Genomic DNA, 22,804 nt, shown 5'->3' on the forward strand with positions numbered 1-22,804 from the left:
ACTTCATTTTAAACTGATATGAAACAATTTAAAGTCCTGACTCCTATTGAGCAAATTCCTTGTAGTTCTGAAGAATTGCTTTCAATTAAACGTAATGATTTGATTCCTTTATTGGATAATCAGACACGTATGAATATGTATGCAGATCAACTTATTCAAGCGCAATCAGTTTTATTAAACAGCATCGATCCTAACCTAACCCAAAAGTTAAGTTTGGTGATTAGCAAAATCATTGAACAGCTATCCAGTTCTCAGAAAAAGCTAAATCAACGAACGTTTAATCGATTGCAAAAATGGTTAGGGCTTGACCTAGAATTTAGTGCGGGGCAGGTTAAATATTTGCAAGATTTAGAAAGTTTGATTGATGAGGCAAATAGACTTAGCCAACGTTTAAACATTGAAATTCAAAAGTCAGAATCACGCTTTCAACAAGCCAATGGTCTCCGTGAGCAAATGGCAAAATATATTCGTGCTGCGCAAGAGTTTCTACATGAATATCCTGATTTTGTGCAAAATAGGCATCCGCTAGATAATTTTTCAGACAGATTATCTAAAAAGATTAATACTTTACAGACCTTGCAAACCAGTAATGACATTGCACTTGCACAAATGCAGTTGACTCAACAGTTGTCATTATCCTTACTTGATCGGTTTAATGAGGCGCAACAAGTTTTGATTCCTGCTTGGCAATATCATGTGAAACAGAGTAGTGCACAGAATTCTTTCACGACCACAGCTGATCTGGATAAAAGTCGTGATAAATTAATTCAATCATTAAAGAAATCATTAGAAAATAAATAGGGTACATTTATGAGTGAATCAAATCTTCAACATCAGGCAAATGAAACGAATTCGAACTTGGAATTGCAAAAGTTTGAGCAATTGAATTTGAAAGAAATCGGCCTCAGCAATGACGATTTTAATGAAGTCGTAAATGCACATAAAGATTTGGCCAATATTAATCATGCGGCGGTGGCTGAATATGGTAAGAATATTGCGACCAAAACATCAACTTATACCGATGAGCTATTAAACTTAGTTAAAAATAAAGATCTGGATGTGACAGGTCAAAAGCTTAATGAGGTTGTGCAAGTCGCTCAACAGCTCAATACTTCAAGTATTTTGAATAAATCTAAAAGTTCAGGTTTTATTGGCGGTATTTTAAATAAGTTTAAAGGTGCAAAACAAAGTTTTGATCAGCATTTCAACACTACAAAAGAACAGATCGATAGTTTGGTGAAAGAAATTGAAAGTTCACAGTCAGGATTAAAAGCACGCGTTGATACTTTGGATCGGATGTTTAATGGTGTGCAAGAAGAGTATCGTCAGCTCGGTATCTATATTGCCGCAGGGCGAATTAAGCAAGAAGAGGTGCAGCAAGAAATTGCGACGCTATCTGCATTGGAACAAGATCAGAAAACAACGCAACGCGTCTATGATCTGAATCATTTGGCGAATAATTTAGAAAAACGTGTCAGTGATTTACAAGTGTTGCAACAATCTGCAATGCAAACTTTGCCGATGATTCGCATTATTCAATCTAATAATATGATGTTAGTAGATAAGTTTTATGCGATAAAAAACATTACTTTACCTGCTTGGAAGAACCAAATTAGCTTAGCGATTTCGTTAAATGAGCAACGAAATAGTGTACAACTTGCCAATACCATCGATGATGCGACCAATGAGTTGTTGAAACGCAATGCTGATTTATTACATCAAAATTCAGTAGATACTGCGAAGGCCAATCAACGTTCAGTGATTGATATTGAAACACTTGAACATGTGCAAAATACCCTCATTAAAACTGTTAATGATGTGATTCAGATTCAAAAAGAGGGGATGCAAAAGCGTGAAGAAGCGTCTACTCGAATTAAAGCATTGCAGAACAATTTACAGCAATTGGTGATTAATTCGAGTACGAATCAATCATCATAACAATGCTATTGATTTACATACTCTCTTTGCAGTGATTTTGTTAAAGATGACACTTGGTTAAAATGGGTGGAGTGATTGAACCAAACAACGAAATATCCATTAGATACTCAGCATTTGCAACAAGGCTTAACGCTATTGCAGAAGCGTCAAAGAAGGTTGGCTTTTTTGGCGTTATTGTCAAGTACTGTGGGGATTGTGAGTTTAATCACTGCATTTTTGCAACAAGATATTGTTTTGGGTTTATTTGGATTAAGCCTAGATATTCAACAACTGCATATTCCTTATGCTGTAGATGAGCAATTAAGAGAATTTATTCATCATCCTGATTATTTAATGAATGCATTTTCATGGTTGGCATGGTTGCTTTTAAAAGTAGTCGTATCATTCATTGGTGCATTTTTTATTGTCGGTTTTTTAAAAAGATTTAAATATTTTTTATTCAAATTTCAATCATTTGTTCTTAAATTCGTGGCATGGTTATTGGCTTTTATTGTGCTTTGGTCTGGAGTGACCTATGTGCAATATGATTTGAAGGATGATGAAGAAAGTGAAACAGCATCATTTATTCAATATGATCAAAGCATTCAGCAAAGTGAAATCTATGCTTATTTACAGCAGACGGACACGCCTGATGCAGTAAAGGATTATTTATTGGTGCAGACTGCTTTGCTACATAAACCTGAAGATAAAACCATCGCTAAAGTATATGCAGAAAAGCTATTGAACGATGAAAAAATAGATCCACGTTTTCAAGAGTATGGTTTTAAATCAGAACAAATTTGGGCGATTCAACACCAAGTATATGGTCACTCTGTGTCAAATATTGCAAAATCCGTTGATCCACAAATGAATAGAGCAGTGTTCTGGTCAAACATCACACAAAATATTTTATGGGCTATTACAGCGCTAAGCTTTCTGATCAGTATCGTTATTTATTTTCTTGCACATCGAATTAAGCTTCGTTTAATTCGTATCGATCAACAAATCTTTCATCACTAAAACAGCAAATAGTAAAGCAGTTAAAACAAACACGCTATATACATTCACAATGCATATAGCGTGTTTGTTATTGTCGTTTAATTGCTAGGCTTTAAGGTTTAAGCAACACTTCGTGTATCTTCGAGTAAAAGGTGTTTCAACTCTAAAGTGTCAAAAGTCTTGTCCCAAATTTCTCCATCTACAATATAAAATGGAGTTGGGTGTTTACCAAAACTATTCACATAACGTGTAATTTCAGCTAGTTTGTCGCTGATTTCTTTATGTTGAATTGAACGTAATACTTTGTTGCCATCCAGCCCCATGCCTTCAATGATGTCTTTTAACACATCTTGATTGGCAATATCTTTACCATGTGCAAATAGGGCATGGAAAATAGCTTGGGTTAGGGCATATTGATCAAATGTATTGTCGAGTGCCAAAATCGCTTGATGAGCAAGGCGGCTATTTGGCATACGTTTCATATGCTCAATATCAACTGTTAAGTCTTGGCTATAGGCTGCAAATTTAGCCATATCCAATTTTCGATCGGCTTCTTTTGTGCCATATTTATCAGTTAGATACTGATAAACGTTTAAGCCTTCCTCAGGGATTTCTGGTAAAACTTGCACTGGTAATAATTCGATTTTTTTCGCAGTCGGTTGATTCCAATGTTGTTTCAATTTTTCAAAAGCAACATAGCTCATTGGATAGACAAGATCGAATACAAACTCAATTTTCATTGTTTTACCTCACTCTACTTACACATTCATTTTGATTAAATACAAGAAGCTGTCGTTAATCGTGAAGAAAATATTTCATAGACTTAGCTTAAAACTTTGAACGAAGTCTGGGCATGATTTTTTGTGCAATGATGGTCGCAGATTTATTATCTTTTATTGATTATTAATCTAATTTTAAGGTTGGAGGAAAACAAGCGATTGCTTTGTATTGTACAAATGCAAGTTAAAACAACAGCCTGTTTACTTGCTAATAAGTGCTTAGACTGGTTATATGACTCATCTTTTATAAAGGAACTCAATGGATTGATGTTTTCTTAAATCGTATCGTTATTCAATTCTTAGATTTTCAAATATAGAAAGCAATTCATTTCTTAAAGCTGTCAACCTATTTCAGAACTAGATAAATTTTCCTCATTCAATTTGAAACTGACAGATACCTTTAAATCAGGTCTCTGTCAGCTTAGATTCGTATGAGTACAATTTAAACAATAGATTTAGGATTACTTAGTTTAAAAAGTTTTAGGGTTTATAAAGTCTTCGGGTTTAAAGTCTTAGTGTTTAGAATCTTCAAGTAAGATCTTCTGTAAAACTAAAGTATCAAAGGATTCATCCCAAGTCTCACCATCTATAACTTTGCCATCTACAACATAAAAAGGCGTTGCATGTGTGCCTAAGCTTTGCACGTATTTGGTGACTTCAATTTGTTTGTCACTAATTTCTTTATGTTGAATTGAACGTAACACTTTTGAACCATCTAGCCCGATACCCTCAATGATATTTTTAAGTACTTCTTGGTTTGCAATATCTTTACCATGAGCAAATCGGGCATGGAAAATAGCCTGAGTTAAAGCATATTGATCAAGAATACTGTCGAGCGCCAAAATGGCTTGATGAGCAAGGTTACTATTCGACATGAGTTTAAGGTGCGCAAGATCAAGGACTAAGTCTTGGCTATAAGCAGCAAACTTTACAAGATCTAGCTTTCGGTCTGCTTCTTTAGTGCCATATTTTTCAGTTAAATACTGATAAACATTTAGTCCTTCATCAGGTGTTGCAGATAAAATTTGCACTGGTAATAATTCGACTTGAGCGGTAGTTTTTTGATTCCAATATTTTTTTAATTTTTCAAAAGCCACATAGCTCATAGGGTATGCGATATCAAATACAAATTGAATCTTCATTAGAGTGCCTCTAAAACTGTTGCAATAACATTAAAATGGGAAAGAGTGGGAGATCATTATTTAAACATTATATAATTTAGTATAATTTAAAAATATTAAGGTTGTCTTTTTGTGTAGTCATGGTGAGATAATTGCTATCATGCTATTTTCAAAGGATAAAATTATGTTTAAAAGTTGGAAATAGCGATCTGCCTGTGCTTAAATGCAAAATCATGATCAAATTTTACGATTAAAATAGTTTGAAAATACATGTTTTAAAGATGATTTTTTAGTCATCGTTAGTTTTACTGATGATATAGGAGATTTTATTTTTAATCTAAAAAAACGATTATTAGAATAAAAACAAACTGTTTTATCTATTTTTTGAATTACCGTACTATACACATATTGAATAAAATTAACTCCTTTGGAGATGTTAGACATGTTAGATCAAAATACAACAGCTCAATTAAAAACACTTTTAGAACGTTTGGAAGCGCCAATCGAATTGGTAGCCTCTTTAAATGATTCAGATAAATCTGAAAAAATTAAAGAATTAGTCGCAGAAGTTGCGGCTTTATCTGACAAAGTGACCGCTCGTTTTGATGGTCAAAATGAGCGTAAGCCAAGCTTCGGTATTGCCAAAGCAGGTGAGCAACCTCGTGTATTCTTTGCGGGTTTACCGATGGGGCATGAGTTTACCTCTTTAATCTTGGCTTTGTTACAAGTTTCAGGTTATGCGCCTAAAGTGTCTGATGAAGTGCTGGCTCAAATTAAAGCATTAAACTTAAGCTCAAACTTTGATGTGTTTGTATCTTTAAGCTGTCATAACTGTCCTGATGTTGTGCAAGCGTTGAACTTGATTGCGATTAACAATCCAGGTACGACAGCAACTATGATTGATGGTGCTTTCTTCCAAGATGAAGTTGAAGAACGTAAAATCTTAGCTGTGCCTATGCTGTTCCAAAATGGTGAACATATTGGTCAAGGTCGTATGACTTTGGAAGAAATTATTGCCAAATTGGATACGGGTGCTGCGGCGAAAGATGCAGAAAAATTAAATGCAAAAGAAGCATTTGATGTACTGGTGATTGGTGGCGGTCCTGCTGGGGCGACTTCAGCGATTTATGCAGCACGTAAAGGTATTCGTACAGGTATCGTTTCTGAGCGCTTTGGTGGTCAGGTGATGGATACCATGGACATTGAAAACTTTATTTCAGTGCAAAAAACTCAAGGTCCTAAGTTTGGTGCAGATATGGAAGCACATGTGCGTGAGTACGGTGTGGACATTATGAATCTACAAAAAGTGAAAAATATTGTAGGTGCTGAACAAACTGCCAATGGTCTAGTAGAAGTTGAGCTTGAGAATGGTGCAAAACTTGAATCAAAAACCGTCATCTTATCGACAGGTGCGCGTTGGAGAGAGATGAATGTACCAGGTGAGAAAGAGTATAAAACACGTGGTGTTGCCTACTGTCCTCACTGTGATGGCCCATTATTCAAAGGCAAAAAAGTTGCTGTCATCGGTGGTGGGAACTCAGGTGTTGAAGCTGCAATTGATCTTGCGGGTATTGTTGAACATGTGACTTTAGTTGAGTTTGATACTAAATTACGTGCAGACCAAGTGCTTCAAAACAAATTGAATAGCTTGCCAAATACCACCGTGATTTTGAATGCACTTTCAACTGAAGTAGTGGGTGATGGTTCTCAAGTCACAGCCTTGAACTATAAAGATCGTGCGACTGATGAAGAGCATACTGTAGAGCTTGCAGGTATTTTTGTCCAAATTGGTTTATTACCAAATACGGACTTCTTGAAAGGCACAGCAGTAGAACTTTCTAATCGTAATGAAATTGTAGTGAATGATCGCAATGAAACCAATGTAAAAGGTGTATTTGCTGCAGGCGACTGTACAACTGTACCGTATAAACAAATTATCATTGCTTCTGGTGAAGGTGCAAAAGCGGCTTTATCAGCATTTGATTACATGATTCGTTCAGGTCAATAAGCGTCAAAAGAAAAGCCAACGTGCTCCCAATTCGCGTTGGCTTTTCTTGCTTTCCTCTTATGATTTACCCTTGATAGGAATTGAGTGACTAACAGCTCAGTTCCTTTTTTTATGGTTATTATTCAACAAGTATTTAACAAGTTTTGTGGCAAGAATCTATTTAAAAATATCTATTTAGACAGCATCAATAGCAACTGGCATTTTTAATAACACATATTTTGCATGATACTAAACAACGTAGCTTGAAAAATTTACATTGAAAATCTTTAATGAGCATTACGATAGAAATGTGCTGTCATGCCATAATGTTGTTTAAATACTCTGCCGAAATGAGTTTCGGACTGAAAGCCAAGATTTAATGCAATATTGTAAATAGATAAATGACTGGTCTTTAAAAGTAAGCTCGCATGTTGCAGTCGTATTTTGAGTAAAAAAGCATGTGGCGTAGTTTGTAAATCCTTTTTAAATAAACGAATTAATTGAATTCGTGTGCAATGTAGAAAAAGAGCCATGTCATCTAAGCTCCATTTTTGTTCAGGTGATTTTAAAATGGCGTGGATGAGGGGTGAGAGTTTTGAATTGTGCCATTCGATAATACGTGATGAAACACTGTCATGTTGAGTATGCAAATAAGTACGGAAAATATAAATCAACAAAACTTCAGATAGGGCATTGATGACTTTGAATTGCCCAATATGTTGAGTGTTCTCTTGCTCCAATAAGTTTAAAAGCGGTTCAACTAATAATTGCTCAACATTTAAATGAATAAATTCAGGTAACTGTATAAATAAATCAGCATGTTCAGAATAACTAAAATGTGCACAAAACAAATTCAAATTGAGCTGTGGAGCATGGTTGGTTTTTAAAATTAACCCTGTAGCTTGTTGAATGCTTTCAATGTCTTGTATTGGTTTGGTTTGTTTTTCAATGACTTGGTTTTCAATGCTTTGGTGGTTAACAGCTTGGTTATCACTTGTATTTTCTTGAAAATGAATCAGTTGATGTGCTGAACCATGGGGAAAGAATATGACGTCCCCTGTATTGATCTGAATCTTTTTATGATTGATATACAACCAACCCTTTCCATGACGAACGATATGAATCATCGCTGTATTTTTAATTGCAGGTATGGCATATAGCCACTCGCCACCAAAGCGGCATTCAGTGTCTATGCTGCCTTGAATCTGAGCAAGTTCGATTAATTTATTTAACATTGGATGATACTTTTAGATTGTTATTTGATACTTTTAGTCGGTTTTAACTATACAAAAATTGCAATACTAAATTATCAATTCGATGAGGTGAATGCAATGTTTGTAGATTGGAAAGAACACACACAACATGTCAAAAAATCATTTGGTGCTTTAGGTAAGAAGCATCCAAAAATGTTACAAGCCTATCAAGCTTTAGATGATGCTGCGGCAGCAGAAGCTTTAGATGCTAAAACACGTGAGTTGATTTCTTTGGCGGTGGCAATTACGACTCGTTGTGAGAGTTGTATTTCAGTACATGCGGAAGCTGCAATGAAAGCTGGCGCAACTGAAGGAGAAGTAGCGGGTGCATTGGCGACAGCGATTTCATTGAATGCAGGCGCGGCATATACATTTGCTTTACGTGCACTCGAAGCGTGTGAAACACAAAAACCTGAATGATTGTATTGATTCTTGTTCTATAAAATAAATTTTTTATAAAAAAGAATAAGGCAATTTTACAGAATGAAAAAGCCAATGTGTTCCCCAATTCACGTTGGCTTTTTCTTTTGATAGGAATTGAGCGGTTAGCGGCTAACAGCACAATTCCTTTTTTTATTGAATTGTTGCTGTAATTTATGCACCAAAGTCGTTGTTTTTAACGCTGCATCAGCAATAGATTTTTGCAACAAATCCCCACCATATTCTTGATATTCAATCGCAATTTCATGGAATTGCTCTAATCCCATAAAATTAAAAGCAGTTTTTAGCGATGGTTCAACATGATTCGCAAAAGGCGTATTCGCAGAATCAAAATCATGCCCACCACGTGCAGATAAAAGCACGACAGATTTTTCATGATTGAGTAAACCAATATAAGGTTGCGCTTTGCTGTTGTCATATTTATAGGTTTTATTCATTCGTCAATGAAATTAAGCAATGGTGTCGGGACATGTTTTTACAGTCTTTTGATTCTCCTAAATAGTTTTATGCAACAAAAGAAAAATCCAACGTGCTCCCCAGCACACGTTGGATTTTCTTCTTTTTCTTGTTTTACCCTTGTTCGGCATTGAGTAACAAGCACCCAATCCCTTTTTATTATCGATGCTACTTATTATTTATCGTTATTATGGTTTAACGTTATTTTTATTTTTCACGCTATTTTTATTTATTGTTATTAAAATTCACTGCCACATTTACAAAGCAGATTTACAACGCAAGATTGATAAAGCAAAAACAATACCAAAAAGTTAAAAGCTATCCCGTTGTACTCAATAAATTTAAACAATGAAACTTATGGAGTAGTTGTTCCTTACTTTCCTGATGTTGAGGATCTGGAACAATGCATTCAATCGGGCAGACATCGACACAGGTTTGGCGATCATAAAAACCAACACATTCTGTACAACGTGCGCTATCAATTTCATAAAATTTTTCACCTTCAAAAATTGCCTGATTTGGACATTCAGCTAAGCACATATCGCAATTAATACATTGCTCTGTAATGACTAAGGCCATATTCAATCTCGCTGATTAACCTGCTTGATAAGCTAAAGATGATGCAGAAATATTCATGGTCGAACTAGGTAAGTTTCTAATTAACAAAGCATATTTCATATCAATCTTCATATTGCTATCAACAGGTAATGGGATAGATACAATATGCCCTGAACCTTTCGCTTCTGTAATGACATTGCCATGCTTATCTCGTATTTCTGTTAAGGTAAACGTGATATTTCCTGATGTCGTCATGAGTTCTAATGAGTCACCGATGACAAAACGATTTTTGACATCGACTTGAAGATATTGAGCATTCGCTTCAAGTATTTCTCCAACAAATTGTTGATGATCAAATTGAGATGACCCAGATTGGTAATTTTGATAATCACTATGTACATGACGGCGTAAGAAACCTTCGGTATAGCCACGATTGGCTAGGCCTTCTAGTTGCAACATTAAAGCAGGGTCAAATGCTTTCCCTAATAGCGCATCATCAATGGCTTTACGATAAATTTGCGCTGTTCTGGCACAGTAGAAGTAAGATTTGGTGCGTCCTTCAATTTTAAGAGAATGAATGCCCATCTTGGTTAAACGATCGACATGTTGTACTGCACGTAAATCTTTGGAGTTCATGATATAAGAACCATGTTCATCTTCTTCGGCAGCGAACATTTCTTCATCATTGCGTTGTAATAAAACCGGCTCGCCAAATTGATGTTGTTGTAAGGCGTGTTGCTCGTCGGCATCTTTGTTATTGCAGCAGTTAGACTTTAACTCCAGCGGTTGAGCTGGAATGACATCCCCAGTGACATCTTCTACTGCTTCGTGGATGCTATATTTCCAGCGACATGCATTGGTGCATGCGCCTTGATTTGCATCACGTTTATTCATATAACCTGAAAGTAAGCAACGACCGGAATAAGCCATGCAAAGCGCACCATGTACGAAAACTTCGATTTCCATATCAGGTACATTTTGCTTAATTTCTTCAATTTCCTCTAAAGACAATTCACGTGACAAAATGACACGGCTCAGCCCCATATTTTTCCAAAATTTTACTGTTGCCCAGTTCACAGCATTGGCTTGTACCGATAAGTGAATGGACATTTCGGGGAAATGTTCTCGAACCAACATGATTAAGCCTGGATCAGACATGATCAATGCATCAGGTTGCATCGCAACGACTGGTTCGAGATCTTTAATAAAGTTTTTTAATTTAGAATTGTGTGGTTGAATATTTACCACGACATAGAATTTCTTACCTAATGCATGCGCCTCAGCAATGCCGATTTTTAAATTGTCATGATCGAATGAATTATTACGAACACGTAAACTATAGCGTGGCTGACCTGCATAAACGGCATCTGCACCATAAGCGAATGCATAGCGCATATTTTTAAGCGAACCCGCAGGTGAGAGTAGTTCAGTAACGTGAGAGATGCTCATATCAATCTAAAGGCATACAAAAATTATGTCTTTATTGTAGGCATTTAAAAATAAGATTCAACCTAGTAAAACACTCAGGATTATTAGGTTGATTTATTTAAAATATTTTTATTATTCAGTGATATATATTTAATTTTATAAGATAAATCAAATCGAACGAAAAATTATTTTACTCGTTTGAGTTGTTGATCGATAATAATTTCACCATCTTCTTTGCTAAAAGGTTTGAGTTGCGGTGCAGATAAAATATCCAAGACCAATTCAGAAGGTCGGCACAATCTCACACCTAATTCAGTCACGACAAAAGGTCGATTGATCAAAATAGGGTATTCCAACATAAACTCTATTAATTGTTCATCTGTCCAATGTTGTTGTTCTAATTTTAAAGTTTCATAAGGTTCAACATTTTTACGAATGGCTTCACGTACGGATAAACCTGATTGTTGAATCATGTTAATCAACTGATCTTGAGTTGGTGGATTTTGCAAATACTCAATCACTTCAGGCTCTTGTCCCGAATTTCGAATGAGCGCCAGTGTATTTCTTGACGTCCCACAAGCAGGATTGTGATAAATCTTAATCTGATTCGATGACATGTTTATTCTCTGTGTAAAAGCAATATTGCATTTATATATGGATATGCGTATATTCGCAATAGTAAATATATGAAATTGCAAAATTGAGTAATCAAGATGGATCAAACAGATTTCTTTAAGTGCCTATCTGACCCAACCCGTTTAGATATTTTGAAAATGGTGATGGCAAAAGACAATGTTTGTGTCTGTGAAATGACTGAGGCAATGCAGTTGAGTCAGCCGAAAATTTCAAGACATTTAGCATTGCTTAGAAATCTATCTATTCTGCTTGATCAGCGCAAAGGGCAGTGGGTTTATTATCGTTTAAATCCTGATTTACCTGAATGGGCTGTCGCAGTTTTGAGAATCATTGCGAAACAGTCTAGTGATACGTTTGGAAATAGCCTAAGCAATATCAATTCCGTGAATTGTTGCGAATAAGTGGTAGAGAGTACAAAGATGTCTGCGTCCAAACTGTCTTTTTTAGATCGTAACTTAACCTTATGGATTTTCATCGCTATGGCGTTGGGAATCGGGATTAGTGTGTATTTTCCTCAAGCTTCACTCGCCTTAGATCATTTAAGTATAGGTTCAGTCAACATTCCTATAGCGATTGGGCTTATTTTAATGATGTATCCACCTTTAGCCAAAGTGGATTATGCAACCTTGCCACAGGTGTTTAAAGATAAACGTACCTTGATGCTTTCATTGGTTCAGAACTGGTTGATTGCACCGTGTTTGATGTTTGTTTTGGCGATCATTTTCTTACATGCCTATCCTGAATATATGACAGGTTTGATTCTGATTGGCTTGGCACGTTGTATTGCAATGGTATTGGTTTGGAATGGTTTGGCCTGTGGTGATAATCAATATGTTGCAGGTTTAGTGGCATTTAACAGTATTTTTCAGATTCTCTTTTTCAGTAGTTATGCATGGTTATTTCTGAACTTCCTGCCGCCATATTTTGGTGTAGCAGGACAAGTGATTGATGTTGGTTTTTGGACAATTACTCACGCTGTACTGGTTTATTTAGGTATTCCTTTCTTATTGGGCTTTTTAAGTCGATTCATTTTAGTTAAAGCCAAAGGTTTGCAATGGTATCAGGCTAAATTTATTCCAAAGATTAGTCCTTTAAGTCTATTGGCATTGCTCTTCACGATTGTCGCCATGTTTAGTTTAAAGGGCGCAGAAGTTGTTCATTTACCTTTAGATGTATTACGAATAGCCATTCCTTTGACTATTTACTTTGTGGTGATGTTCTTCCTGAGTTTCTTTATGAGTAAATGGATGGGCAATGATTATCCTCGTACTACAGCAATTTCTTTTACTGCGGCAGGGAATAATTTTGAATTGGCACTTGCAGTTGCAATAGCAACTTTTGGACTGGCTTCACCTGTCGCATTTACCACAGTGATAGGGCCATTGGTGGAAGTGCCTGTATTGATTGTTTTGGTGAGTGTGTCTTTGTGGTTACGTAAAAAATATTTTTCAAATGTTTGATTTTATTCGAAGAGATTGTGACGGTGTCTTATGTCTAAAATTTAAATTTAAGGAATAACCTTCGGTTCGACCTACTTTTGTTTCGGCAAAATGAGAAGCAGAGCTTCGCAAGAAAACCACCTTGCGGAGCATTCATTGCTCCTCACCGTTGAACTCGTTAAATATTATCTATTGATGAATTAGTCGCAGAAACATTTTTATCAATAGTAGTCCTGCCTCGAACAATAACGGATGACGCTAGCGCGTATCCTCATATTTTTATAAAGCAACGAGAAAAATGAGGTACAGCAGATAATTTTCTAAAAGCAGATTCGTAGGTATAAGTGGAATGAACTTACCCAATATTGATCTAGACATACTAGAAACACCAAGTTTTGAGCAGATTCAAGCCAAAGCTTTAACTCATCCACCTCGTATTTTATTGTTGTATGGTTCTAATCGAGAGCGTTCATTTAGCCGTTTGGCTGTTATGGAAGCAGGGCGAATCCTAGAAGCATTTGGAGCAGAGGTTAAAATCTTTCATCCAAAGGGTTTACCACTGCCTGAAGATGCTGAAACTACACACCCTAAAGTTCAGGAACTCCATGAGCTCTTGGCTTGGGCAGAAGGAATGGTATGGTGTTCACCTGAACGGCATGGTTCGATGAGTTCTATTTTCAAATCACAAATTGACTGGATTCCTTTAGCCGCAGGTGCGATTCGTGCCACGCAGGGTAAAACATTGGCTCTCATGCAAGTATCGGGTGGTTCACAGTCATTTAATACAGTGAATCAATTGCGTATTTTAGGTCGTTGGATGCGAATGATCACTATTCCAAATCAGTCCTCTATTCCAAAAGCATTTTTAGAGTTTGATGAAAATGATCGGATGAAAGCTTCTGCTTATTACGATCGAATTGTGGATGTGATGGAAGAGTTATTTAAATTTACATTATTAACACGTGGACAAACTGCTTTTTTAACGGATCGTTATTCTGAACGTAAAGAATCAGCAGAGCAGTTGTCTAAACGAGTGAATCAAAAAGCATTGTAAGTTACTATAAACCTCATAAGTTATTCTGAAGTTTCCAGTTTTTTGACAATCTGGCAATGATCAATGGTGGTATTTGAGGAACATGATTGACGTAATTCACGTAGTTGAGTTTTAAAACTCATCAATTCTTGAATACGTGTTTCTACATGTTGAATGTGTTCCTCAATCAATTGATCAATCACTTGGCAGCCTTGTTCAGGGTACTGAATTTGCTCTAAAAGTTGAGTGATTTCATGTAAAGTCATATCTAAAGAGCGACAACGTTTGATAAAAATCAGACGTTTGAGTGCTTCATCATCATAATATTTATAATTATTATCTGCTCTAAAACTGGGCTTAATTAATTGTTTCTTCTCATAAAAACGAATGGTGTCATTGCTCAGTTGAGTCTTTTTGGCTAAATCACTGATTAAATATTGATGCATAATCTATTTCCTCAATTATTTTCCTACTCGATTTTTCAAAACAGGCTTGACCTTGGAGTAACTCCATAGTTTTAAATAAGCATAATACAGATAAAGATTTAATCAAGTGAGGAATGTTATGGCATGTACTTGTAGCCATGAGCCTGCTCCACAAAAACCAAATAGTAAATTTAGAACTGCATTGTGGATTGCATTATTCATTAACTTAGCTATGTTTTTGGTTGAGTTGATCGGTGGTGCTTATGCACATTCATCGGCGCTTTGGGCAGATTCACTGGACTTTTTTGGTGATGCAGTCAATTACGGTATTTCACTGGCTGTATTGGGTGCGAGTCTGTACTGGCGTGCAACGGTAGCTTTATTAAAAGGCGTAACCATGGCGTTATTTGGCTTGGTGGTGATTGCTAAAACGGCTTATGCCTATGTACAAGGAATTCCACCTGAAGCGATCACGATGGGTACCATTGGTGTGCTTGCTTTAATTGCCAATGTGATTGCTGCGGTCATTCTTTACGCGTTCCGTGATGGCGATTCAAATATGCAATCGGTATGGTTATGTAGTCGTAATGATGCGATTGGAAATGTCGCCGTGATTCTTGCTGCGGTAGGTGTTTTTGGTACAGGCAGTTTGATTCCAGATTTAATCGTGGCTGTGGTGATGTCAATTCTTGGACTAACAGGTGGATATCAAGTGATTAAAAAAGCTATGCAAGAAAGAAAGCAAAATAAAATGGTCAGTGCATGATTGTGATTGTTGGTTTTTTATTACTTATTGACGAATTTTTATTGTTTATTAATGAAACAGTCGATTAATGAAATAGTCGATAAAAAATCTATGTATCCTTGAAAACGCAAAGATGCCTTAATTTATGAATAACTCCATGAATATCAATCTATTTATTTTAGATCGTTGATTCTATGGAGTTATTCTGAATAAACTGTTCATATATAATTCTTCACGCTATAACGTAAGTTAAGTTCAATCAGGGTTTTGGTCAGATTGAAACCATTCTTATCCATGTTGCGATAATAATCTAATAAAATGACACCTAAACGTGCTGGATGGTTCGGTAAATTTTCCAAAATAACCATCAATGCTTTATTCATGACCGGGTAGTGTGTTAAACCATTGCCCCATGCCAAATCATAAGGAGTTTCTTTTTCAGAATGCGTTTTCACACAGTTATAGCTGATATATAAAGTATCATTGCTGTTGGTTGTCGCTTCATCAATCAGCTTTTTAATTCCAGTGATTTGTCCAGCAGTTTCAGTGTGATATTGCAAAGGCAAAATACGGAACTTCTGATCTAATGGATTGGAATATTCATATAATCCAGCTTGACACGGAATCCCGATTTCACTGATTGCGGTACAATGATTAAAGAAGACGATTTTTCCTCTTAGTTCACTGATCGTTGTATTTCGATCACATTCATAGAAATAGGTTTTATTCCCTTCAGTTAAAAATTCTTCTAAATGATGCATAAAATTGCGTTTAAAATTGAAGAATTTGGTTTCTCTTTGCACAATTTGAATACAGATAATTTCTGTAGGATTGCGTTTTAAAAAGTTTTTGCAGGTCAGAAGCACTTGTTCAAAATTGATTTGGCAATGATAACGATCATGAATCACACTCAATGAGTAATCTTCAGGATGTGTACATGCCAATTGGATATCCAAATAGCGGATTCCATCATGAAGTTGTTCAAGTAAAGTATAGTTCTGATGTTTAAGATGATTCATCGAGTCATCAAAATTGTAAGTCGCTGAGCAATGCGTCCCCGGGATGGTAATTTCACTTAATTTTAAGTTTGGATTTAAATGTCTCATCCAATTATGGGTTGCTACGCTATATACGTGTTTATTTATTCCAAGATTCATCGCAGAACTCAACTTTGATGTTTGAGTTTATAAAGTATTCAACTTTTGTAATTGTGAGAATCACTAAAAATAAGTAAAAAATGAAGTAGAATAGAATGAATTAATCGTTCGTATATTTTTATTGAAAACAATGATTTGTATTAAAATATTGTAACAATTTAATTGAGAATAAACTGAGCTTTAAAACCCGTGTAAAAGCTCAGTTTGGCACGATTAAAAAAGCTTAAAAGATCGATTTATTATCAAAAATAGTGTGTGAAACACAGAATATTTAATCAAAAATCTTTTGAATGGCTTGGAATGGTAATGTCACGACATCAAATGCAACGGCAAAAGGGAAGAGTACAACTTTGTCAGTCGTTTTACGTCCAACTTGGGAATAATCTTTGACTTGCTCATAAGTGTAAATACTGACGCTATATGGTTTGCTGAGTGCTTTTAGTGAGGCGCTATTGGTTGCAGGCGGAAAAATCACGCCAGATAAAGCTAGATTAAAACAAAAACGTTGTGCTTTTAAACGTTGGTCACTTGAAGTTGTGCATTCTTCAGCACCATTTTCAATAAAAAATTCACGATCTTGCTTGGTCACATCTTCTGAAAGTTTGACGTATTTGAGTGGTAATGTGCCTGAAAACTTTCCATCATTATTTGCTGAATAGAATTTAAGTTCTTTATCAATTTGAATCAATTTAGGATCAAGCCCAGAAATAACTTTGACAAAGCGAGCACCACCACTGGTCAGAATATAACTTTGCTGTTGTCCAGCAATGACGATACTATCCGCAGGTAATGTAGGGATTGCTTGAGATGGTTTTCCGAAAGCGAGAACGGTGTCATTGATTAACACGTGTTGAACGTCTCGAGTACGTACGCCATCGTCTTTTTCTAAAAGGGTTTTGGTTGCACAACCTGTCATTAAAATCGCTGAAAAAAGTGTGACTGATAATGTGAATTTAGATGTCATTTTATTCATATTTTTACTCATTTTAATCAAACTTATTGTTTTATAACATTTCATCATGAAAGCGTTAAGTTTATAAGTTGCCAAAAAATACGGCAAAAAAGTGCTTTATCAATAGATTATTCATTTTTTAACGTTGTGGGTTGGCAAAATGTATGATGATTCATTTTATGACAAGCTTATTATTCTTAATTAATGCATTAAAATTTACCTAAATCATGCATGTGTTCGATCTCCTTTTTCTCTACATTTAAAATTCGAATCATCATTTGAGGGTAGGATAAATTTAAAATGAGGATTTCGTTTCAATTTTTTTGACTATGATTAAATACTGAGGGGGAAGCTTGATTTGTAAAGTTTGGATAATGTAGGCAAGTGTATTGGTAAACCGATGAATAAAGCTAAAAAACCAAAAATATTCATTGTATTTTTATGTCAAGATTCATAGAATTGCTCGCTTGTTTGCACGATCAGCGGAACTGAACCTTGAGTAATTTTCTAACCGAGCACCTGATACATCGTGAAGATGATTTTATGGTGATTCATAAGCCCGCAGGCATACTCACAGTTCCCGGAAAAACAGAAGACCTACAAGATTGTGTGATCAATCGCTTATTGAAAATAGAACCTAAGACTTTACTGATTCATCGTTTAGATCGAGATACTTCAGGTATTCTTGTATTCGGTTTAAGTAAATGGGGACAAAAAACCATTTCGCGTCAGTTTCAAGAACGTCAAACATCTAAAATATACCAAGCTGTGGTTGCAGGACATTTACAAGGTGAGGGGACTGTTGATATCCCTGTAATCTATGATCCTGAACATCCACCCCTACATATTGTTGATCCTTCACATAACAAACCCGCTTTTACACACTGGAAAGTCATTGAACATTTTCAAATACAAGGACAGGCTGTAACACGTGTTGAATTAACACCGATTACAGGGCGGTCACATCAGTTACGTGTTCATATGCAATATTTAGGTCACCCTATTATTGGTGATACTTTATATGCAACAGCAGAACAGCAACAGCTTATGCCACGGTTGTGTTTACATGCACAACAATTGAGTTTTCATCATCCTAAAACAGAGGAGCTTGTACAATTTGATTGTCCAGTTCCGTTTTAGTTCAAATTTTTAAATAGATCGTGAAAAAAGCTCAGAATTTAGTGAGCTTTATGTCAAAAAGTATTGCGTAAAGACGGTATACTTTGTTCAAATATTCTCCTGATTTGAGCAACTGTGTTTCGGTCCTAACTTGAGATAAAGGTGGAAAAATTGCAACAATTTGCTATAGGTCAACGTTGGTTATCAGACACAGAAACTGAATTAGGTTTAGGTGTGCTGATTGATGTCGATGAACGTTCAATTAGTATTCTCTTTCCGAAAAGTGATGAAACTCGTGTCTATGCACGTAATAACGCACCTCTATCTCGTATTGTCTTCAATGTAAATGATGAAGTTCAAGACCAAGAAGGCAATAAATGGACGGTTGAATCATTTGATGATCGCAATGGTGTGATTCGTTATAACGTGATTCGCACACTAGAAAATGGTGAGCAAGAACGTAAGGCGCTCAATGAAACACGTATTGGCGCACAAATCCAATTGTCAAAACCTTTAGAGCGTTTGCTTGCAAGCCAAATCGACTATAAAGAATGGTATGACTTGCGTATTGAAGCCATGCAAATGCAAGCCAATATGCAAACTTCGCCATTGCGTGGTTTGGTTGGCGCACGTGTCGGTTTGATTCCACATCAACTTTATATTGCACATGAAGTCGGTAAGCGTTTTGCACCACGTGTTTTACTTGCAGATGAAGTTGGTTTAGGTAAAACCATTGAAGCTGGACTGATTATCCATCAACAACTCAAAACAGGTCGTTCAGAGCGTATTTTGATTCTGGTACCTGATTCATTGCAATATCAATGGATGATTGAAATGCGCCGTCGTTTCAATTTGAACTTCTCATTGTTTGATTTGACACGTACCGCTTCGATTAAAGAACATGATCCTGAACTGAATCCATTCTTAACGGAACAATGCATCATTGCTTCAGTAGATTTGATGATTGACCATGATGATTTACGTGAACAAGCACTTGAAGCTGGTTTCGATCTTCTTGTTGTCGATGAAGCGCATCATTTGATGTGGAGCGAAGAGGAAGGTGGTAATGATCGTTACGACCTTGTAGAAGAGCTTGCTGAAAAAACTGAAGGTGTATTGTTATTGACAGCAACACCTGAACAATTGGGTGTAGAAAGCCATTTTGCACGTTTACGTTTACTTGATCCACAGCGTTTTAGTTCATTAGAGCGTTTTTTGGATGAAGAAGAGCAATATCACCATACGGCTAAAATTGCAGAAGTATTGATGTCTGATCTTCCGCTGGAAGCAGAGCATTTAGCCGCTGTTGAAAAGCTACTCGGTCATCCGATTGAAGACCAACCTGAACACCGTTTCCGTGCGATTCATGAACTTTTAGATCGTCATGGTACTGGACGTATTCTATTCCGTAATACCCGTGAAGCGATTCAAGGCTTCCCTGGTCGTGACTGTCAGCCTGCACCATTACCTGCACCAGAAAACTGGTCTAAAGATGGTAAATTACGTGAGCAAATGTGGCCTGAAGAAGCACAACTTGATGGTGCTTGGATGGAAACTGATCCACGTGTGACGTGGTTGATGGAAAGATTACGTACAGATTTAAAACATCACAAAGTATTGCTGATTGCACGTAGCGGTCCAGTGGTTGAAGCTTTGGAAAATGCTTTACGTATCCACGCAGGTATTCGCACAGCGATGTTCCATGAAGGCATGAGCTTGTTGGAACGTGACCAAGCTGCGGCGTATTTTGCAGAAGATTCTTACGGTGCGCAGATTTTATTGTGTTCTGAAATTGGTTCAGAAGGTCGTAATTTCCAGTTTGCTTCTAATCTGGTGTTATTTGACTTACCTGCCAATCCTGATGTTTTAGAACAACGTATCGGTCGTTTAGATCGTATTGGTCAAGAACATCGTATCCAAATTCATGTGCCTTATCTGTTAGGAACAGCACAAGAACGTATGTTCCGTTGGTATAACGAAGCACTGAATATTTTCAGCAGTATTTCTCCAACGGCTCAAACGCTTCAAGAAAACTTTATTCTCGATTTAAAAGAGTGCTTATTGACAGATAAAGGTCAAGAGTTTGAAGAGCTTCTTGAAGCAGTGAATGTTCAACGTCAAGCGCTTGAAAATGAGTTACAAGAAGGCCGTGATCGTTTATTAGAATACAATTCATGTCGCCCAATGGTTGCACAAGAAATTGTGACAGCACTTGAAGATTATGATGACAATACTTTATTACCAATGTTTATGAAGCGCTTCATGGCGGCAACGAATATTGATTTTGACGAACAAAGTAATGGTACGGTCATCATCAAACCAACGGATCAAATGCAAGTTCAAGGCTTGGATATTGATGAAGAAGGGATGACGGCAACGTTCTATCGTGATCAAGCTCAGATTCGTGAAGATGCTCAGTATTTAACCCTTGAGCATCCATTTACTGAAAGTGTGATGGAAATTATCCGTACACAATCTTTTGGTAGTACCAATGTCGCAATTCTTAAAACCAATGCTTTAAAACAAGGTACAATCTTGTTAGAAGTGTGGTTTAAAGTGGATGTTGTTGCACCGAAAGCATTGAATTTGCCTTCAAGTTTGCCGACACAATTGATACGTGTATTGTTGACTGAAAATGGTCAAGACATCACTGCAAAGCTTGATCCTGAAATCATCAAACCGTATTTGCATCATTTGGATAGCAATAGCTGTCGCCAAGTGGTCAAAGCTCGTCGTGAAGTGGTTGAAGCACGTTATGCTCAAGCGTTAGATATTGCCAAAGGGGCGTTGCCGACATTGCGTGAGCAGGCGAAAGAGATTTATGGAAGTAAATGGCAATATGAAATTGACCGTTTAACTTACTTAAAACAGTTCAATCCAAGTATTCGTGCAGATGAAATTGAGCGTTTACAGAAATTCCAAAAAGAAGGTTTAGGCTTATTAGACGGTTTATCTGTAACACCAGAAGCTATTCAGATTTTAGTTGTGGTTAAACCGTAATTTATTCACATACTTAATTTGGTTCTGAACGAATTAGAACGCTTTCAGAAAGAATTTAAAAAACAAAAGCTCCTTGGGGAGCTTTTGCTTTTTTATCACTTAGATCATTTATAAATGAGTTCATTCATAAATTAGCTCAGATCATCTTCGCCTCTTTTAATTCCAACTTGATGTAGGCATAGAAAATAGGCGCAACGATCAAACCTGCAAGTCCGAAAATAGACTCAAATACCAACATTGCCAATAAAACTTCCCATGAAGCTGCATGTATTTTTGTGCCAATAATTTTGGCATTGATAAAATATTCAAGCTTATGAATGAAGATAAGATAGATTAATGCAATCCCCGCAATGCTTACGGAAATGGTTAGACCTGTAACCACAATAATAGAATTGGAAATTAAGTTTCCTACAATTGGGATTAAGCCAAAAATAAAAGTCAAAATCACTAAAGTATTGGCAAAGGGCAGGTGTATGCCAAAAATCGGCAATAAAATATGTGAGAATACAATGAATAGTCCAGTATTGATCAGAGAAATCTTGAATTGAGCGAATACGACGTTCTTAAAAGAAATCGATAAATTCTCAATGCGCTGAATCATGGCTTGTTTAAACACAGGATGTTCAGGTGCCTTATGCAAACGATTTAATGAAACCAAGATACCGATAATTGAACCAATCAGCATTGTGGCAAGATTATGAATGAAATCTGTGCCTGTATGTTTGAGCGTAGATAAATTGTCTTTCATCAGAGCCAGTGTCTGATCCTTAAGCTCAGGTAAAGTATAAGGAATAAATCCTGGGATATATTGTGCAATTTCAAGTTGGAGTTTTTGTAGTGTTGCATCAATTTGCAAACTTAATCCGTTGATTCCAGAGCCTTGGACATCGTGTTGCATAAAACTTACAAGACTAGTAATCGCAAAAGTAATCAATGTGACAATGAGAATGCCTAGAATGACGCTGATGGTGAGTCTAGCGCGTTGACCATCGATATATCTTTCAGTGATCGTACCCAAACTATTAATGATTTCATAAATGACAAAACCAGCGAAAAAGCTTGCAAGTAAATGTAATGGAATCAATAAAATCAACGCGATTAACATGATGATATAACTTGCAAGAATACTTTGACGCTCATTCAGTAGGTTCATTGAATTATCCAATTCGTTTGGCGCAGTTGGGTTATCAGGATTATTATTGATTTGATCATTGAAGATATTTTCAATTCTAGGCTTTTTTCTATTTATAGTGTGAAATACTTAAAATTAAATGAATACTTTTTTGATGATGTAAATGATCGATATTGCAGACAAAAAAAGGCTGATGAACATGTGCAGTTCATCAGCAAAAGGGGACT

At 36.3% G+C, this 22,804-nt stretch carries 22 protein-coding genes; 11 read left to right on the forward strand and 11 right to left on the reverse strand.

Annotated features, from left to right (window positions below; translation table 11 throughout):
• Window positions 1–18 precede the first annotated feature (18 nt).
• The 3 genes from GGG_RS0106565 to GGG_RS0106575 all read left to right on the forward strand — a co-directional run bounded on the left by GGG_RS0106565 (window position 19) and on the right by GGG_RS0106575 (window position 2,937).
• Window positions 19–801, forward strand: a complete 783-nt coding sequence (locus GGG_RS0106565) for a hypothetical protein (RefSeq protein WP_010113240.1) — start codon at window positions 19–21, stop codon at window positions 799–801.
• A 9-nt stretch (window positions 802–810) separates the two neighbouring features.
• Entirely contained in the window at window positions 811–1,938 is a 1,128-nt protein-coding gene (locus GGG_RS0106570; RefSeq protein WP_010113242.1) for a toxic anion resistance protein, read from the forward strand.
• A gap of 75 nt (window positions 1,939–2,013) precedes the next feature.
• Window positions 2,014–2,937: a hypothetical protein gene (locus GGG_RS0106575; RefSeq protein WP_010113244.1), complete on the forward strand. Its 924-nt coding sequence runs from the start codon at window positions 2,014–2,016 to the stop codon at window positions 2,935–2,937.
• A gap of 98 nt (window positions 2,938–3,035) precedes the next feature.
• Here GGG_RS0106575 and GGG_RS0106580 read toward each other — a convergent pair whose 3' ends face one another.
• Complete coding sequence (locus GGG_RS0106580; protein WP_010113246.1) at window positions 3,036–3,656, reverse strand: DsbA family protein; 621 nt, start codon at window positions 3,654–3,656, stop codon at window positions 3,036–3,038.
• Between the two features lie 551 nt (window positions 3,657–4,207).
• Window positions 4,208–4,837: a DsbA family protein gene (locus GGG_RS0106585; protein WP_010113247.1), complete on the reverse strand. Its 630-nt coding sequence runs from the start codon at window positions 4,835–4,837 to the stop codon at window positions 4,208–4,210.
• A 421-nt stretch (window positions 4,838–5,258) separates the two neighbouring features.
• On the opposite strand from GGG_RS0106585, the gene ahpF reads away from it, so the two are divergent.
• A complete protein-coding gene (gene ahpF, locus GGG_RS0106590; protein ID WP_010113249.1) occupies window positions 5,259–6,824 on the forward strand; it encodes an alkyl hydroperoxide reductase subunit F in 1,566 nt (521 codons plus the stop codon).
• 266 nt (window positions 6,825–7,090) lie between these two features.
• Here the strand turns inward: ahpF and GGG_RS0106595 are convergent, their stop codons facing one another.
• A complete protein-coding gene (locus GGG_RS0106595) occupies window positions 7,091–8,038 on the reverse strand; it encodes an AraC family transcriptional regulator (protein WP_010113251.1) in 948 nt (315 codons plus the stop codon).
• Window positions 8,039–8,134: 96 nt separating this feature from the next.
• Here GGG_RS0106595 and GGG_RS0106600 point away from each other — a divergent pair, with 96 nt between their 5' ends.
• A complete protein-coding gene (locus GGG_RS0106600) occupies window positions 8,135–8,476 on the forward strand; it encodes a carboxymuconolactone decarboxylase family protein (RefSeq protein WP_010113252.1) in 342 nt (113 codons plus the stop codon).
• Between the two features lie 125 nt (window positions 8,477–8,601).
• On the opposite strand, the gene GGG_RS19550 is transcribed toward GGG_RS0106600, so the two are convergent.
• The 4 genes from GGG_RS19550 to arsC form a co-directional block, all read right to left on the reverse strand.
• Window positions 8,602–8,934 carry an NAD(P)H-dependent oxidoreductase gene (locus tag GGG_RS19550; protein ID WP_010113254.1) on the reverse strand — a complete coding sequence of 111 codons (333 nt, stop codon included), beginning with the start codon at window positions 8,932–8,934 and terminating at the stop codon, window positions 8,602–8,604.
• Between the two features lie 337 nt (window positions 8,935–9,271).
• A complete protein-coding gene (locus GGG_RS0106615) occupies window positions 9,272–9,532 on the reverse strand; it encodes a YfhL family 4Fe-4S dicluster ferredoxin (RefSeq protein WP_010113256.1) in 261 nt (86 codons plus the stop codon).
• 15 nt (window positions 9,533–9,547) lie between these two features.
• A complete protein-coding gene (yegQ, locus tag GGG_RS0106620) occupies window positions 9,548–10,960 on the reverse strand; it encodes a tRNA 5-hydroxyuridine modification protein YegQ (protein WP_029574482.1) in 1,413 nt (470 codons plus the stop codon).
• Between the two features lie 164 nt (window positions 10,961–11,124).
• On the reverse strand, window positions 11,125–11,556 hold the full coding sequence (gene arsC, locus GGG_RS0106625; protein WP_010113260.1) for an arsenate reductase (glutaredoxin): 432 nt from the start codon (window positions 11,554–11,556) through the stop codon (window positions 11,125–11,127).
• A 96-nt stretch (window positions 11,557–11,652) separates the two neighbouring features.
• On the opposite strand from arsC, the gene GGG_RS0106630 reads away from it, so the two are divergent.
• From GGG_RS0106630 to arsH, 3 genes are all read left to right on the forward strand, one after another.
• A complete protein-coding gene (locus tag GGG_RS0106630) occupies window positions 11,653–11,976 on the forward strand; it encodes a metalloregulator ArsR/SmtB family transcription factor (protein WP_010113262.1) in 324 nt (107 codons plus the stop codon).
• Window positions 11,977–11,994: 18 nt separating this feature from the next.
• Window positions 11,995–13,035 carry an ACR3 family arsenite efflux transporter gene (arsB, locus tag GGG_RS0106635; RefSeq protein ID WP_010113264.1) on the forward strand — a complete coding sequence of 347 codons (1,041 nt, stop codon included), beginning with the start codon at window positions 11,995–11,997 and terminating at the stop codon, window positions 13,033–13,035.
• A gap of 328 nt (window positions 13,036–13,363) precedes the next feature.
• A complete protein-coding gene (gene arsH, locus GGG_RS0106640; protein WP_010113266.1) occupies window positions 13,364–14,068 on the forward strand; it encodes an arsenical resistance protein ArsH in 705 nt (234 codons plus the stop codon).
• A 20-nt stretch (window positions 14,069–14,088) separates the two neighbouring features.
• On the opposite strand, the gene GGG_RS0106645 is transcribed toward arsH, so the two are convergent.
• Complete coding sequence (locus GGG_RS0106645) at window positions 14,089–14,493, reverse strand: Cd(II)/Pb(II)-responsive transcriptional regulator (RefSeq protein WP_010113268.1); 405 nt, start codon at window positions 14,491–14,493, stop codon at window positions 14,089–14,091.
• A 118-nt stretch (window positions 14,494–14,611) separates the two neighbouring features.
• Here GGG_RS0106645 and GGG_RS0106650 point away from each other — a divergent pair, with 118 nt between their 5' ends.
• Window positions 14,612–15,238 carry a cation transporter gene (locus GGG_RS0106650; RefSeq protein ID WP_010113269.1) on the forward strand — a complete coding sequence of 209 codons (627 nt, stop codon included), beginning with the start codon at window positions 14,612–14,614 and terminating at the stop codon, window positions 15,236–15,238.
• 197 nt (window positions 15,239–15,435) lie between these two features.
• Here the strand turns inward: GGG_RS0106650 and GGG_RS0106655 are convergent, their stop codons facing one another.
• Window positions 15,436–16,236: a phosphatidylinositol-specific phospholipase C domain-containing protein gene (locus tag GGG_RS0106655; RefSeq protein WP_029574483.1), complete on the reverse strand. Its 801-nt coding sequence runs from the start codon at window positions 16,234–16,236 to the stop codon at window positions 15,436–15,438.
• Window positions 16,237–16,645: 409 nt separating this feature from the next.
• Window positions 16,646–17,347, reverse strand: a complete 702-nt coding sequence (locus GGG_RS0106660) for a hypothetical protein (protein ID WP_010113273.1) — start codon at window positions 17,345–17,347, stop codon at window positions 16,646–16,648.
• A gap of 474 nt (window positions 17,348–17,821) precedes the next feature.
• Here GGG_RS0106660 and GGG_RS0106665 point away from each other — a divergent pair, with 474 nt between their 5' ends.
• Both GGG_RS0106665 and rapA read left to right on the forward strand, forming a co-directional pair.
• A complete protein-coding gene (locus GGG_RS0106665; protein WP_010113274.1) occupies window positions 17,822–18,466 on the forward strand; it encodes an RluA family pseudouridine synthase in 645 nt (214 codons plus the stop codon).
• A 141-nt stretch (window positions 18,467–18,607) separates the two neighbouring features.
• Complete coding sequence (gene rapA / locus GGG_RS0106670) at window positions 18,608–21,445, forward strand: RNA polymerase-associated protein RapA (RefSeq protein WP_010113277.1); 2,838 nt, start codon at window positions 18,608–18,610, stop codon at window positions 21,443–21,445.
• 136 nt (window positions 21,446–21,581) lie between these two features.
• Here rapA and GGG_RS0106675 read toward each other — a convergent pair whose 3' ends face one another.
• Window positions 21,582–22,598 (reverse strand): AI-2E family transporter, encoded by a 1,017-nt coding sequence (locus GGG_RS0106675; RefSeq protein WP_010113279.1) that lies wholly within the window; start codon window positions 22,596–22,598, stop codon window positions 21,582–21,584.
• Between the last annotated feature and the right edge of the window lie 206 nt (window positions 22,599–22,804).

This window comes from Acinetobacter sp. P8-3-8, from assembly GCF_000214135.1.
Taxonomy (GTDB): domain Bacteria; phylum Pseudomonadota; class Gammaproteobacteria; order Pseudomonadales; family Moraxellaceae; genus Acinetobacter.